This is a genomic window from Pseudomonas sp. BTN1 (assembly GCF_001907715.1).
Taxonomy (GTDB): Bacteria; Pseudomonadota; Gammaproteobacteria; order Pseudomonadales; family Pseudomonadaceae; genus Aquipseudomonas; species Aquipseudomonas paracarnis.
Map to the genome: position 1 here is coordinate 79923 of NZ_MPBM01000044.1, position 15307 is coordinate 95229.

Genomic DNA, 15307 nt, shown 5'->3' on the forward strand with positions numbered 1-15307 from the left:
TTAGATCGCATTACGCAGGCTGAGGTTTTCCGGGTGCGGTTGCAGGTAGGCCTGCTGCGCGATGTAGCGGTCCGGATGTTGGCGAAAGTGGTGCTTGAGCAGGGTCAGCGGCACCACCAGTGGCACGATGCCGTGGCGGTATTGGCCGATGACGGTCTGCATTTCCTGTTTGTCATCGGCGCTGATGGCCTGCTTGAGGTAGCCACTGATGTGTTGCAGCACATTGGTATGGGTACCGCGAGTCGCGCATTTTTTCAGGCCCGCCATCAGTTCGCTGAAATAGCCGTCGGCCAAAGCTTGCAGGTCAATGCCCTTGCCCATGCTGCCGAGCAAGTGGCCCAGGCTTTTGTAATGCGCCGGGCTGTGGGCCATCAGCAGGTACTTGTAGCGCGAGTGAAACGTCAGCAAGCGGTGACGGGTAAGGCCGTCGGCCAACAGTTGCTGCCAACTGGCGTACACGAATACGCGGGTGAGGAAGTTTTCTCGAAGCACCGGGTCGTTCAGGCGACCGTCCTCTTCCACCGGCAGGTTGGGGTGGCGGGCACAAAACGCCTGGGCGTAAATACCGCGCCCGCCACCGTCGACGGGCGTGCCGTTGTCGCGGTACACCTTGACCCGCTCCAGCCCGCAAGACGGTGACTTTTGCATGAAAATGTAGCCGCACAGGTCGGTATGTTCCCGGGCCATTTGCTGGCCGTAATCGTCCAGTGGCTGAGTGACATTGAGCGCAGGGTTTACGCTGCCCACAGCCTGCGGTTGGTTGGGATCGCCGACCAGGCGGATCGCTTGCCGAGGAATGCCCAGGCCGATGGCAACTTCAGGGCACAACGGGACAAAATCGAAGTAGTCACTGAGGGTCTGGCTGCATAGCAGGGACTGTTTATGACCGCCATTGAAGCGCACGTTCTCACCCAGAAGGCAGGCGCTGATGGCGATCTTCGGTTTCACATGGCTGGACATAAGCAAACCTCTGCAAGAATCCTGTACAAGCTAAAAATCTTGTACAACTAAATCTCATCATAGGCTCGATGTTGTACAAGTCAAATAATTTGTACAGGTTTGTGCCGCCGCTTTATTTCCAGCCGATTTTCCAGTCTTCAGCGTTTTTCAGGGTCTGCCAGGGCAGGCGTTCGGCGCGCCGAGTCAGGATGGCCTGCAGTTCGATGTCCAGCACCGTGCCCTCGTCGTCACGGAACAACTCGGTGACCAGGAAGTGTTTTTCCTTGTGGCGAGGATAAGCTGCCGTCCATTTTGACAGCAGCAGTTTGGCGGGGTTGATGCGGTTCATTGCAGGTGCTCGATCAAGCGTCGCGCCGCTTCCTGGCCACTCAACCAGGCACCTTCCACCCGACCGGACAGGCACCAGTCGCCGCAAACGAACAAGCCCAGGTCGGCGTCGGCCAGCACACCGAACTCATGGCTGCTGGAGGGGCGTGCGTAGAGCCAGCGATGCGCCAGGCTGAACGACGGCGCGGGCATGGCGCTGTGCAGCAATTCGGCAAAGGCGCCGTGCAGGTGTTCGATCACCGCTTCCTTGGGCAGGTCCAGGTGGGCCTTGCTCCAGGCGCTGGTGGCGTGCAGCACCCAGGTGTCGAGGGTGGTGTCGCGCCCAGGCTTGCTGCGGTTGCGCGCCAGCCAGTCGAGGGGGCTGTCTTGCACGAAGCAGCCTTCCATCGGCGTATCCAGGGGCTTGTCGAACGCCAGGGCGATGGCCCAGGTCGGGTCCATTTTCACTCCGGCGGCGGCGCTCGCCAGCTTGGGCGCGGCGGCCAGCAGGGCGGTGGCTTGGGGCGCCGGCGTGGCAATGATCACGTGACTGAAAGGGCCGTGATTGCCGCCGTCCGCGTCGAGCAGGTTCCAGTGCTGCGTGCCCTGGAAGACTTCGGTGATGCGGCAACCGAACTCCACCGGCAAGTCGTCGAGCAGGGCGCGGGTGATGGCGCTCATGCGCGGTGTGCCCACCCAGCGGATCTGCTCATCGGGGGAGGGCGTCAATTGCCCGGACTTGAAGTTATACAGCTGGGGCTTCCACTGCTCGGCCCAGCCGTTGGTTTGCCAGCGCTGCACTTCGTTGACGAAGCGCCGGTCGCGGGCGGTGAAATATTGCGCGCCCATGTCCAGCGCGCCGGCGTCGCTGCGCTTACTGGACATGCGGCCACCGCTGCCGCGGCTTTTATCGAAGAGTTGTACTGCGTGCCCGGCGTCTTGTAACGCTCGGGCGGCGGAGAGACCGGCGATGCCGGTACCAATGATCGCGATGGGAACAGTCATGGGAGGCCTCGTTTTACCGTTGGGTACAGACTACGCCGACACCAATAGCTGTACAATATTGTTTTTTGGTATAAGTTTTGGCGTGCCTGATTGTGTGGCGTGACCTATGGTTAAGCTAAGGCTTGAACCCCCGTCACGCTCAATTATCAAATTGATCCCTGCTTATAAAATAGACCAGTGAGCGGCGGCGAACGTTACATGAGGAGAGTCCCATGCATATTTTGCTGACCGGCGGTACCGGCTTGATCGGTCGCCAACTCTGCAAGCACTGGCTCGCGCAAGGCCATCGCCTGACGGTGTGGAGCCGGCAACCGGAAACGGTCGCCCAGGTGTGTGGTGCGCAGGTGCTCGGGGTGGCTCGTCTACAAGAGGTGATTGGCGCGGTGGACGCGGTGGTCAACCTGGCAGGCGCGCCTATCGCCGACCGGCCTTGGACCCACAAGCGCAAGGCAGTGCTGTGGAACAGTCGCATTCACCTCACCGAAACCTTGCTGGCCTGGATGGAAAGCCTGGAGCAAAAACCGGCGGTGCTGATCTCCGGTTCTGCGGTGGGTTGGTACGGCGACGGCGGCGAGCGCGAACTGACCGAAGCCAGCGGCCCGGTGCTGGATGACTTCCCCAGCCAGTTGTGTATCGCCTGGGAGGAAACCGCCCAGCGTGCCGAAGCCTTGGGCATTCGCGTGGTGCTGGTGCGTACGGGGTTGGTGCTGTCTGCCGAGGGCGGCTTTTTGTCGCGCCTGCTGCTGCCGTTCAAACTGGCGCTGGGCGGGCCGGTTGGCAATGGACGGCAGTGGATGCCCTGGGTGCATATCAAGGATCAAATCGCCCTGATTGATTTTCTTCTGCACAAGCAAGACGCCAACGGTCCTTATAATGCCTGCGCGCCACACCCGGTGCGCAACCGCGAATTTGCCAAGACCTTGGGCCAGGTGCTGCACCGCCCGGCGTTCATGCCGATGCCGGCATTTGCGTTGAAGGTTGGCCTGGGTGAGTTGTCCGGCTTGTTGCTGGGCGGGCAAAAGGCTTTGCCTGAACGGCTGCAGGCCGAAGGTTTCACTTTCCAGTTCACTGAGTTGCGTGCGGCTCTGGACGACTTGTCCAGCCGCCTCTAAAGATAGGATGTTGCATGACCGATCACGCGTTGTTACTGGTCAACCTGGGTTCGCCAAAGTCCACTTCAGTGGCCGATGTGCGCAGCTACCTCAATCAGTTCCTGATGGACCCTTATGTGATCGACTTGCCGTGGCCGGTGCGGCGCTTGCTGGTGTCGCTGATCCTGATCAAGCGCCCCGAGCAATCGGCCCATGCCTATGCGTCGATCTGGTGGGACGAAGGTTCGCCGCTGGTGGTGCTGAGCCGCCGCCTGCAACAGCAGATGACCGCGCAGTGGACCCAGGGCCCGGTGGAACTGGCGATGCGTTACGGCGAACCGTCCCTGGAAACGGTCCTGACGCGCCTGGCCGCCCAGGGTATTCAAAAAATCACACTGGCGCCGTTGTACCCTCAATTTGCCGACAGCACCGTCACCACGGTGATAGAGGAAGCCAAGCGAGTGGTGCGCGACAAGCAACTGAATGTGCAGTTTTCGATCCTGCAACCGTTCTACGATCAGCCTGAGTACCTCGATGCGCTGGCGGCGAGTGTGCGCGCTTATGTGGAGCAGGATTACGATCACTTGCTGCTCAGTTTCCATGGTTTGCCTGAGCGTCACCTGACCAAGCTCGACCCTACCGGCCAGCACTGCTTCAAGGACGCCGACTGCTGCAAGAACGCATCCCCTGAAGTGCTTGCCACCTGTTACCGCGCGCAGTGCTTCAGCGTGGCGCGGGATGTGGCCGAGCGGCTGGGTTTGCCGGAGGGCAAATGGTCGGTGGCGTTCCAGTCCCGCCTGGGCCGGGCCAAGTGGATCGAACCCTACACCGAGGCGCGCCTTGAGGCATTGGCCCAGCAAGGGGTGAAGAAGCTGCTGGTGATGTGCCCGGCGTTCGTCGCCGACTGTATTGAGACGTTGGAGGAAATTGGCGATCGCGGTCGCGAGCAATTTCGTGAAGCGGGGGGCGAGGAGTTGGTGTTGGTGCCTTGCCTGAATGACGAGCCGCAGTGGGCGGCGGCGCTTAATACCCTGTGCGAACGGGCGCCGGTTGCCTTGTAATCGAGCCCTGCGGTGATCCAATTGTGGGAGCTGGCTTGCCTGCGATGGCGGCCTAACCGCGACGCTTCCCTACTTGACCCCCCGCGGACCAACTGTGGGAGCGGGCTTGCTCGCGAAGGCGGCATGGCAGTCAACACAGTTGGATTGTGTACATATCCATTCCTGCGGTAACGGCTGCTTAGGGTTCCGCTTTTACAGCGGGTCACTTTGGAAAAGAGCCGGAATGCCGGCCCAGTCTAACGGGGCGCCTGAGATCAAGATCACAAGCAGATCAAGATCAAGAGCGGCTCGCTTCGCATCGTGATTACCTATGGTCATCGCAGGCAAGCCACACATTTTGACTGTATCTACAGATTAAGGGTCAGGCTAACCGTGAAGTTGCGCGGCTCGCCGGGGTTGACCCAATAGTTGCTGTAGGACCGCTCGTAGTACCTTTCATTGAACAGGTTGTTGAGGTTCAGCCCCACCGTCACGTTCTGCGTGGCCTTGTAATGGGCCAGCAAATCCACGGTGTGGTAGGCGGGCAGTTCGAAGCCTGTGCCGGCTTCGCCTGAGCGGTCACCTACATAGGTGAACGCTGCGCCCAGGTCTGAGCCACGCAATGCGCCGTCCTGGAATTCATACACACCCAACACACTGCCGCTGCGCTTGGCCACGCCGAGAATGCGGCTGCCCGTGGGGATGATTTTGTCGCCCTTGGTCACTTCAGCGTCGATGTAGGCCAAGGCGCCGATCACGCGGACTGCGTCGGTCACTTGCCCGGTTACTTGCAGGTCGAAGCCCTGGCTGCGGGCCTTGCCCATGGCGCGGTTGAGGTTGGTCGTCGGGTCCAGGGTCAGCACGTTTTCCTTTTCGATATGAAAGGCCGCCAGGGTGGCGCTGAGGCGGTCGTCAAACAGCTCGCTCTTGACCCCCACCTCATAACCCACGCCTTCTTCGGGCTTGAAGGACTTGCCACCGGCATCCAGGCCGCTATTGGGCTTGAACGACGTGGAGGCGTTGGCAAACACGCCGACTTCTGGCGTGAGCTGGTAGAGCAGGCCGGCGCGCTGAGTGAAGGCGTCGTGGGTTTGGCGGCCCTTGGCGTGGTTGCGGGTGAAGTCGTCGGTGCTTTGTTCGAAGTGTTCGAAGCGCGCACCGATCATGCCGCGCAGGCGGTCGGTGAAGATGATCTGGTCTTGCAGGTTCAGTGCGTGGCTTTTGGTTTGTTCGAAGAAGTCAGTGCCGGAGCGTATGCCGTTGGGTTTGGGCTGGCCGTACACCGGTTTGTAGATGTCGATGGGATAGTCGCCAGCGATCGTCGTCACACGCTCTTTCTTGCGGTAATCCTCGTATTCGGTGCCGATCAACAGCTCATGTTGCCAACTGCCGATATCGAACACCCCGCGCAGTTCCAGCTGGGTGATGCTGTCATGCCAACCGGTGGAGCGTTCACGGTAGCGGCGATTGACGCTGTGGCCGTCTGCGTTCAACGCTCGGCTTTCCGAAGCATCGCCCCACAGGCTGCCTTGCTTGTAATGGCTGGCCAGGCGCAGTTTCCAGGCGTCGTTGAGGTGGTGTTCCAACGACGCCTGAATGCGGTTGTTGTGGTTGCGGATATTGCCGTCGTTGGGCTCGCCGAGGAAGGTGGAATGGGACATGCCGGTGTTGGCGACGATGCCCCGGTCGAAGGTGGAGCTGTGGCGCACGAATTCGCTTTCCACCAGCAGCGTGGTGTCCGGGTCCAGTTGCCAGCTGAAGGAGGGCGCGACGAACACACGCTTGGCGTCGACGTGATCGCGAAAGCTGTGGTTGTCTTCAACGGCCAGGTTCACTCGCGTCAGCACGCGCCCCTCGCTGTCCAGCGGCGTATTCACATCCAGCGCCGTGCGGTAGCGGTCCCAACTGCCTGCGCTGGTTTGCAGCGTGGTGAAGGCCTCGGGCTGAGGTTTCTTGGTGACGATATTCACCGTGCCGCCGGGATCGCCACGCCCATAAAGGCTGGCGGCGGGGCCTTTGAGCACTTCAATGCGCTCGATATTCGCCGCGTCCGGGGTGCTGGGGTAACCACGGTTGGCGCTGAAACCATCCTGGTAGAACTCGGATGTGGTGAAGCCGCGCACGCTGTATTCGTAGAGGGTCAGGCCGCCGAAGTTGTTTTGCTTGGACACACCGCCTGCGAATTCCAGGGCGCGTTCAACGCTGGTACTGCCCAGGTCTTTGAGTACCGTGGCCGGAATCACGCTGATCGACTGCGGGATGTCGCGCAAGGCCGTGTCGGTCTTGGTCGCACTGGCAGAGCGGGTGGCACGGTAGCCGTCGACCGGACCGGTAGCGGATTCATAGGCGTCGGAAGTGACGCTGATGGTGTCCAGTTCCAGGGTGTTTTCTTCGGCGTAGGCAGGGTCGAGCAGCAAACCCAGGGCCAGGCCGGCCAAGGGCACAAACTTTCGAGACGACATGATAGAGCGTTCCAATAGCGATATTGAAACAATATAACATGCCTAATGAGAATGAATCGCTAAGAAATATGGCCTTACAAGCGCCCGCGAACGGGCGCTTGGGTCGCGACGGTTATTGCTCTTCTTTGACTGGCGCGGTCGCCGGTGGTGGGCGCAGGCCGATTTCCGCCGACAGTTTGATCTCTTTGCCGTTGCGCATCACCAGGATCGCCACCTTGTCGGTCGGCTTGATCCGCGCCACCTGGTTCATGGACTTGCGGCCATCACCCGCCGGCGCGCCGTCGATGCTGAGGATCACATCGCCCAGTTGCAGGCCGGCTTTCTGCGCCGGGCCGTCGCGGAAGATCCCCGCTACCACGATGCCTGGACGCCCGGTCAGGCCAAATGACTCGGCCAGTTCCTTGGTCAAAGGCTGTACTTCAATGCCCAGCCAGCCGCGAATCACCTGGCCGTGCTCAATGATCGACTTCATCACTTCCATCGCCAGCTTTACCGGGATGGCAAAACCAATGCCCTGTGAACCGCCAGACTTGGAAAAAATCGCGGTGTTGATGCCAGTCAGGTTGCCATTGGCGTCCACCAGCGCACCGCCCGAGTTGCCGGGGTTGATCGCCGCGTCGGTCTGGATGAAATCTTCGTAGCTGTTAAGGCCCAACTGGTTACGCCCGGTGGCGCTGATGATGCCCATGGTCACCGTTTGCCCCACTCCGAACGGGTTGCCGATGGCCAGCGCCACATCGCCCACGCGCAAACCGTCGGAGCGGCCGAGGGTGATGGCCGGCAGGTTCTTCAGATCAATCTTGAGTACCGCCAGATCCGTTTCCGGGTCGCTGCCCACCACACGGGCCAGGGTTTCGCGGCCGTCACGCAGGGCCACCACGATCTGGTCGGCGCCCGTGGTCACGTGGTTGTTGGTGAGGATGTAGCCTTCGGGGCTCATGATTACGCCGGAGCCGAGGCTGGATTCCATGCGGCGCTGCTTGGGGCCGTTGTCACCGAAATAGCGGCGAAATTGCGGGTCTTCAAACAACGGATGCGCAGGTTTGTTGATGACCTTGGTGGTGTACAGGTTGACCACAGCCGGAGCGGCGATGACCACGGCATCGGCATAGGTCACTGGACCCTGCACCACTGTGTTGGTCTGCGGCGCCTGTTGCAGGTTCACATCCAGTGTGGGCAGGCCCACCCACTGGGGATAACGCTGGATAATCAGCATCGCGATCAGCACGCCAGCCAACAATGGCCATCCAAAAAAACGCAGTGCCTTGAGCATCAAGTAAGTCCTGACAGGTTGCAGGGGGCGGGAGAGCGCCCATAATGTCGCGCATTATACGAGGCTGTGACGCCTGCGAACGGGATATTTAGGAGTCTTTTATGGCCGTGCCCCTTACTACCCTCGTCGAGGAAGCCGACCGCTACCTCGGCAGCGCCAAAATTGCCGATTACTGCCCCAATGGCCTGCAGGTCGAGGGCCGGCCCCAAGTGATGCGCATCGTCAGCGGCGTGACCGCCAGCCAAGCCCTGCTGGACGCCGCCGTCGAAGCCAAGGCCGACCTAGTGCTGGTGCACCACGGTTACTTCTGGAAGGGCGAAAACCCATGCATCACCGGCATGAAGCAGCGCCGCCTCAAAACCCTGCTCAAGCATGACATCAGCCTGCTGGCCTACCACTTACCCCTGGACCTGCACGCCGATGTCGGCAACAACGTGCAACTGGCTCGCCACCTGGACATCACCGTCGAAGGCCCGCTGGACCCCGGCAACCCAAAAATCGTCGGCCTGGTCGGCTCCCTGGCCGAGCCCTTGTCACCCCGCGACTTCGCCCGCCGCGTGCAGGAAGTGATGGGCCGCGAACCGCTGCTGATCGAAGGCAGCGAGATGATTCGCCGCGTCGGCTGGTGTACCGGTGGCGGCCAGGGCTACATCGACCAGGCGATTGCCGCGGGTGTCGATTTGTACCTGAGCGGTGAAGCGTCCGAACAGACCTTCCACAGCGCCCGGGAAAACGACATCAGCTTCATCGCCGCCGGCCATCACGCCACCGAACGCTATGGCGTGCAGGCGCTAGGCGACTATCTGGCGCGGCGCTTTGCCCTGGAGCATCTGTTCATCGACTGCCCCAATCCGATCTAAAGCACAGCATGAACACCGTGGACGCTGGCTTGCCTGCGATGGCATCACCTCGGTCAGCCTGAAGGAGCACGGCGCCTGTATCGCAGGCAAGCCAGATCCCACATTGAGCGAGTTGGGCGCCAAACTCGGCGGCATATTCATATACCGTTTCGGTCTAGCTGGCTCCCTAAATAGAAGAAGTTGCTGTGCTAGCATGCCTCGCTCGAACACGGCCCGCTGGCCGTCCATAAGATCGTTTTTCCGTGAGTAACCATGGTCGACAAACTGACGCATCTGAAACAGCTGGAGGCGGAAAGCATCCACATCATCCGCGAGGTCGCCGCCGAGTTCGATAACCCGGTGATGCTCTACTCGATCGGTAAAGACTCCGCCGTGATGCTGCACCTGGCACGCAAGGCCTTCTTCCCAGGCAAACTGCCATTTCCGGTGATGCACGTCGACACTCGCTGGAAATTCCAGGAGATGTACAAGTTCCGCGACAAGATGGTCGAGGAATTGGGGCTGGACCTCATCACCCACATCAACCCCGATGGCGTGGCGCAGAACATCAACCCGTTCACCCACGGCAGTGCCAAGCACACCGATATCATGAAGACCGAGGGCCTCAAGCAGGCGCTGGACAAGCATGGTTTCGACGCAGCATTCGGCGGTGCCCGTCGCGATGAAGAGAAATCCCGTGCCAAAGAGCGCGTGTACTCGTTCCGCGACAGCAAGCACCGTTGGGACCCGAAGAACCAACGCCCGGAGCTGTGGAACGTCTACAACGGCAACGTCAACAAGGGCGAGTCGATCCGCGTGTTCCCGCTGTCCAACTGGACCGAGCTTGACATCTGGCAGTACATCTACCTGGAAGGCATCCCGATCGTGCCGCTGTACTTCGCCGCCGAGCGCGAGGTGATCGAGAAGAACGGCACGTTGATCATGATCGACGACGACCGCATCCTCGAGCACCTGTCCGACGAAGACAAAGCCCGTATCGTCAAAAAGAAAGTACGTTTCCGCACCCTTGGCTGCTACCCGTTGACGGGTGCGGTGGAGTCCGAAGCCGAGACGCTGACGGACATCATTCAGGAAATGCTCCTGACGCGAACTTCCGAGCGCCAGGGCCGTGTCATCGACCACGATGGTGCAGGCTCGATGGAAGATAAAAAACGTCAAGGCTATTTCTAAGGGGCTGTCATGTCGCATCAATCTGATTTGATCAGCGAGGACATCCTCGCCTACCTGGGCCAGCACGAGCGCAAAGAGATGTTGCGCTTCCTGACCTGCGGCAACGTCGATGACGGCAAGAGCACCCTGATCGGGCGCCTGCTGCACGACTCCAAGATGATCTACGAAGATCACCTGGAAGCCATTACCCGCGACTCGAAGAAGTCCGGCACCACCGGTGACGATATCGACCTGGCGTTGCTGGTCGATGGCCTGCAGGCCGAGCGTGAGCAGGGCATCACCATCGATGTTGCCTACCGCTATTTCTCCACCGCCAAGCGCAAATTCATCATCGCCGACACCCCCGGCCATGAGCAGTACACCCGCAACATGGCCACCGGTGCGTCCACCTGTGACCTGGCGATCATCCTGATCGACGCCCGCTACGGCGTGCAGACCCAGACCCGTCGTCACAGCTACATCGCCTCGTTGCTGGGCATCAAACACATCGTGGTGGCCATCAACAAGATGGACATCAACGGCTTTGACCAAAGCGTATTCGAGTCGATCAAGGCCGATTACCTGAAGTTCGCCGAAGGTATCGCATTCAAGCCGAGCACCCTGGCCTTCGTGCCGATGTCGGCGCTCAAGGGCGACAACGTGGTGAACAAGAGCGAGCGTTCGCCCTGGTACACCGGCCAGTCCCTGATGGAGATCTTGGAGACTGTCGAGATCGCCAACGACCGCAACTACACCGACCTGCGTTTCCCGGTGCAATACGTCAACCGCCCGAACCTGAACTTCCGTGGGTTTGCCGGCACCCTGGCGAGCGGCATCGTGCACAAGGGCGACGAAGTGGTGGTATTGCCGTCGGGCAAGAGCAGCCGCGTCAAATCCATCGTCACCTTTGAAGGTGAGCTGGAACACGCAGGCCCAGGCCAGGCCGTGACCTTGACCATGGAAGATGAGATCGACATCTCTCGTGGCGACCTGTTGGTGCATGCCGACAACGTGCCGCAAGTGACCGACGCCTTCGACGCCATGCTGGTGTGGATGGCTGAAGAACCGATGCTGCCGGGCAAGAAATACGACATCAAACGCGCCACCAGCTACGTGCCGGGTTCCATCACCAGCATCGTGCACCGCGTGGACGTAAACACCCTGGCCGAAGGCCCGGCGAGTTCGCTGCAGCTCAACGAAATTGGTCGGGTCAAGGTCAGCCTGGACGCCGCCATCGCCCTGGACGGTTACGACAGCAACCGCACCACCGGCGCGTTCATCGTGATCGATCGCTTGACCAACGGCACGGTCGCCGCAGGCATGATCATCGCGCCACCGGTGGGTCATGGCGGCGCTGCGCAGCACGGCAGCCTGGCGCATGTCGCCACCGAAGAGCGCGCCCTGCGTTTCGGCCAGCAGCCGGCCACGGTGTTGTTCAGCGGCTTGTCGGGCGCTGGCAAGAGCACTCTGGCCTATGCGGTCGAGCGCAAGCTGTTCGACATGGGCCGTGCGGTGTTCGTACTGGATGGCCAGAACCTGCGTCACGACCTGAACAAAGGGTTGCCGCAGGACCGTGCCGGGCGTACCGAGAACTGGCGTCGTGCCGCTCATGTGGCGCGTCAGTTCAATGAAGCCGGCCTGTTGACTCTGGCAGCCTTCGTTGCGCCGGATGCCGAAGGCCGTGAACAGGCCAAGGCGCTGATTGGTGCGGACCGACTGCTGACCGTCTACGTGCAGGCATCGCCGTTGGTGTGCGCCGAGCGTGACCCGCAAGGTTTGTACGCGGCCGGTGGGGATAACATCCCTGGCGAATCCTTCCCGTATGACGTGCCGCTGAATGCCGACCTTGTGATCGACACCCAGGCGTTGTCGCTGGAAGACAGCGTCAAGCAAGTGCTGGAACTGTTGCGTCAGCGCGGCGCGATCTAAGCTTTATTGCCGCACAAAAAAGCCCGCCACCGGTTACCCGGTGGCGGGCTTTTTACATATTCTCAAATGTGGACTCGGTCAATGTGGGAGCTGGCTTGCCTGCGATGGCGGCCTGTCAGTTTATTGATCCTTAGCTGATCCACCGCTATCGCAGGCAAGCCAGCCCCCACATTAAATTGCATCCACATGTTGATCAGCGGCTGGCCGGAAAGTCTTTGTGCAGCTGTTCCAACAATGCATCCTTGTCTTGCCACAACTGGTTGATCCAGCCCTGGAACGCCAGTCGATATTCCCCATCCTGCTCATAATTCTTGCCGATGAATTCGGCCGGTATCTGCACCTCTTCAAAGTGCACCACCACGTCCTTCACGTTACCGCACAGCAAATCCCAATAACCTGGGCGCCCGGCGGGGTAGTGGATGGTCACATTGATCAGTGACTTGAGCTGCTCGCCCATGGCATCCAACACAAACGCAATGCCGCCCGCCTTGGGTTTAAGCAGGTAGCGAAACGGTGACTGCTGCTGCGCATGCTTGCCCGGCGTAAAGCGTGTGCCTTCGGCAAAGTTGAAAATCCCCACGGGATTGTCGCGAAACTTCGCACAGGTCTTGCGCGTGGTTTCCAGGTCTTTGCCTTTCTTCTCCGGGTGCTTCTCCAAATAAGCCTTGCTGTAGCGCTTCATGAAGGGGAAGCCCAGCGCCCACCACGCCAGACCAATCACCGGTACCCAGATCAGCTCTTGCTTGAGGAAGAACTTCAGGGGGCGAATGCGCCGATTGAGCACGTACTGCAACACCATGATGTCGACCCAGCTCTGATGGTTGCTGGTCACCAGGTACGAGTGCTGGTAGTCCAGGCCCTCAAGGCCAGTCAGGTGCCAGCGCGTACGGCGCACCAGGTTCATCCAACCCTTGTTGTTGGTGACCCAGGCTTCATGGGTGTGGTTCATCAGCCATTCGCTCAGGCGCGTGGCGAACGGCAGCGCCTTGAACAGCGCCACGATAAACAGGAACGAACACAGCAGGATCGTGTTCAGCGCCAGCAACAGCGAAGCGATCACCCCGCGCACGGCGGCAGGTAGAAAATCCAGCATTTAGATATCCATGGGTCGGTTGGCGGCTTGGATCGCCGTCAGGGCGATGGTGTACACGATGTCGTCCACCTGGGCGCCTCGTGGCAGGTCATTGACCGGTTTGCGCAGGCCCTGGAGCATCGGCCCCAGGCTCACGCAATCGGCGCTGCGTTGTACGGCTTTGTGGGTGGTGTTGCCGGTGTTCAGGTCCGGGAATACAAAGACGGTGGCCTTGCCTGCCACCTGGCTGTTGGGCGCCAGTTGTCGGGCGACGTTTTCGTTGGCGGCAGCGTCGTATTGCAACGGGCCGTCGATCAGCAGCGAGCTTTGTTGTTCGTGGGCGAGCAGGGTGGCTTCGCGGACTTTTTCCACCTCCTCGCCGCTGGCCGAGTCACCGCTGGAATAGCTGATCATCGCCACCCGTGGCGTGATGCCGAACGCGGCCGCCGAGTCGGCGCTTTGCAGGGCGATTTCCGCCAGTTCCGCAGCGCTTGGGTGCGGGTTCATCACGCAGTCGCCGTACACCAGTACCTGCTCGGGGAACAGCATAAAGAACACCGACGACACCAAGGTGCAGCCCGGCGCGGTCTTGATCAGTTGCAGGGCAGGGCGAATGGTATTGGCGGTGGAGTGAATAACGCCGGAGACCAGGCCATCCACTTCGTCGAGAGCGAGCATCATGGTGGCGATCACCACGGTGTCTTCCAGTTGTTGCTCGGCCATGGGCGCGTTGAGGCTTTTGCTCTTGCGCAAGGCGACCATCGGCTCCACGTAGCGTTGGCGAATCAGGTCGGGGTCGAGAATCTCCAGGCCTTCGGGCAGGTCGATACCCTGGGCGCGGGCGACTGCCTCCACATCCGCAGGCTTGGCCAGCAGCACGCAACGGGCAATGCCGCGGGCCTGGCAGATTGCGGCGGCCTGTACGGTCAGCGGCTCGCTGCCTTCGGGCAACACGATGCGTTTGTTGGCGGCCTGGGCGCGTTGGATCAACTGGTAACGGAACACCGCCGGCGACAGGCGCATCTCCCGCGGCGTGCCGCAACGCTGGTGCAGCCAGCGCGCATCGAGGTGGCTGGCGACGAAGTCGGTGATGATTTCCGCACGCTCGCGGTCATCGATAGGGATTTCCTTGTTGAGGCTATTGAGCTGGTTGGCGGTGTCATAGGAGCCGGTGCTCACCGACAACACCGGCAACCCGGCCTGGAAGGCGCCCCGGCACAGATCCATGATGCGTGGGTCGGGCAGGGTGTCGCTGGTCAGCAGCAGCCCGGCCAGCGGCACGCCATTGATGGCGGCCAGGCTGACGGCGAGGATGATGTCATCGCGATCTCCCGGGGTCACCACCAACACGCCGGGTTTGAGCAGCTCGACAGTGTTACGCATGGTGCGTGCGCAAATGATGATCTTGGTCATGCGCCGGCTTTCGTAGTCGCCGGCGTTGAGGATCTGCGCGCCCATCAGGTCGGCCACGTCGCGGGTGCGCGGGGCATTCAGCTCGGGTTGGTAGGGGATGCAGCCGAGCAGCCGGAAATCGCCGCTGCGCAACAGCGGCGAATGCTCTTTGAGGCGCGCCGAGAAGGCTTCCATGCTTTCGTCGGTGCGTACCTTGTTGAGGATTACGCCCAGCACTTTCGGGTCTTTGGGACCGCCAAACAGTTGGGCCTGCAATTCCACACGGCCGGAAAGCTCGGTGAGCACTTCATTTTCCGGCGCCGAGACCAGGATCACTTCGGCGTCCAGGCTCTTGGCCAGGTGCAGGTTGACCCGTGCCGCGTAGCTGGCGCTGCGGGTCGGCACCATGCCTTCGACGATCAGCACGTCTTTGCCTACGGCTGCCTGTTGGTAAAGGGTGATGATCTCTTCGAGCAGCTCATCGAGCTGGCCGTCGCCGAGCATGCGCTCCACGTGAGCCAGGCCCAGGGGCTGCGGCGGTTTCAGGCCGTGGGTGCGCGCCACCAGCTCGGTGGAGCGTTCCGGCCCGGTATCGCCAGGGTGTGGCTGGGCGATGGGTTTGAAAAAACCGACTTTCAGGCCGGCCCGTTCCAGGGTGCGCACCAGCCCAAGGCTGATGGAGGTCAGACCCACACCAAAATCGGTGGGCGCGATAAAAAAAGTCTGCATGCGAATTCTCTGGAGGTGCATGGCTTGGGTGGCGCTCTA

The 15307-nt window shown here is 60.9% G+C and carries 12 protein-coding genes; 5 read left to right on the forward strand and 7 right to left on the reverse strand.

From position 1 onward, the window contains the following. From BMH52_RS21845 to BMH52_RS21855, 3 genes are all read right to left on the reverse strand, one after another. Window positions 1–960: a DUF523 and DUF1722 domain-containing protein gene (locus BMH52_RS21845; protein WP_014716847.1), complete on the reverse strand. Its 960-nt coding sequence runs from the start codon at window positions 958–960 to the stop codon at window positions 1–3. 112 nt (window positions 961–1072) lie between these two features. Further along, on the reverse strand, window positions 1073–1288 hold the full coding sequence (locus tag BMH52_RS21850) for a TIGR02450 family Trp-rich protein (protein ID WP_073845032.1): 216 nt from the start codon (window positions 1286–1288) through the stop codon (window positions 1073–1075). Next, window positions 1285–2271: an NAD(P)/FAD-dependent oxidoreductase gene (locus BMH52_RS21855; protein ID WP_072434153.1), complete on the reverse strand. Its 987-nt coding sequence runs from the start codon at window positions 2269–2271 to the stop codon at window positions 1285–1287. The genes BMH52_RS21850 and BMH52_RS21855 overlap by 4 nt, the downstream gene beginning before the upstream one ends. A 212-nt stretch (window positions 2272–2483) precedes the next feature. On the opposite strand from BMH52_RS21855, the gene BMH52_RS21860 reads away from it, so the two are divergent. Both BMH52_RS21860 and hemH read left to right on the forward strand, forming a co-directional pair. Continuing rightward, entirely contained in the window at window positions 2484–3383 is a 900-nt protein-coding gene (locus tag BMH52_RS21860; protein WP_072434154.1) for a TIGR01777 family oxidoreductase, read from the forward strand. A 14-nt stretch (window positions 3384–3397) separates the two neighbouring features. Then, window positions 3398–4423 carry a ferrochelatase gene (gene hemH / locus BMH52_RS21865; protein ID WP_014716851.1) on the forward strand — a complete coding sequence of 342 codons (1026 nt, stop codon included), beginning with the start codon at window positions 3398–3400 and terminating at the stop codon, window positions 4421–4423. A 347-nt stretch (window positions 4424–4770) separates the two neighbouring features. On the opposite strand, the gene BMH52_RS21870 is transcribed toward hemH, so the two are convergent. After that, the gene (locus tag BMH52_RS21870) at window positions 4771–6864 is read right to left on the reverse strand and encodes a TonB-dependent siderophore receptor (protein ID WP_073845035.1); all 2094 of its coding nucleotides are present in this window, start codon (window positions 6862–6864) and stop codon (window positions 4771–4773) included. 112 nt (window positions 6865–6976) lie between these two features. After that, complete coding sequence (gene algW, locus BMH52_RS21875) at window positions 6977–8137, reverse strand: Do family serine endopeptidase AlgW (protein WP_003188388.1); 1161 nt, start codon at window positions 8135–8137, stop codon at window positions 6977–6979. A gap of 101 nt (window positions 8138–8238) precedes the next feature. On the opposite strand from algW, the gene BMH52_RS21880 reads away from it, so the two are divergent. From BMH52_RS21880 to cysN, 3 genes are all read left to right on the forward strand, one after another. Further along, window positions 8239–8997, forward strand: a complete 759-nt coding sequence (locus BMH52_RS21880) for a Nif3-like dinuclear metal center hexameric protein (RefSeq protein WP_014716853.1) — start codon at window positions 8239–8241, stop codon at window positions 8995–8997. A gap of 252 nt (window positions 8998–9249) precedes the next feature. Next, a complete protein-coding gene (gene cysD, locus BMH52_RS21885) occupies window positions 9250–10167 on the forward strand; it encodes a sulfate adenylyltransferase subunit CysD (protein ID WP_016971196.1) in 918 nt (305 codons plus the stop codon). 9 nt (window positions 10168–10176) lie between these two features. Further along, window positions 10177–12075, forward strand: coding sequence for a sulfate adenylyltransferase subunit CysN (cysN, locus tag BMH52_RS21890; protein ID WP_003188392.1), 1899 nt, complete (start codon window positions 10177–10179; stop codon window positions 12073–12075). A gap of 193 nt (window positions 12076–12268) precedes the next feature. On the opposite strand, the gene BMH52_RS21895 is transcribed toward cysN, so the two are convergent. Together BMH52_RS21895 and pta are read right to left on the reverse strand one after the other, a co-directional pair. Further along, window positions 12269–13168, reverse strand: coding sequence for an acyltransferase (locus BMH52_RS21895; protein ID WP_073845037.1), 900 nt, complete (start codon window positions 13166–13168; stop codon window positions 12269–12271). Then, window positions 13169–15268, reverse strand: coding sequence for a phosphate acetyltransferase (gene pta, locus BMH52_RS21900; RefSeq protein ID WP_003188396.1), 2100 nt, complete (start codon window positions 15266–15268; stop codon window positions 13169–13171). Window positions 15269–15307: the final 39 nt, after the last annotated feature.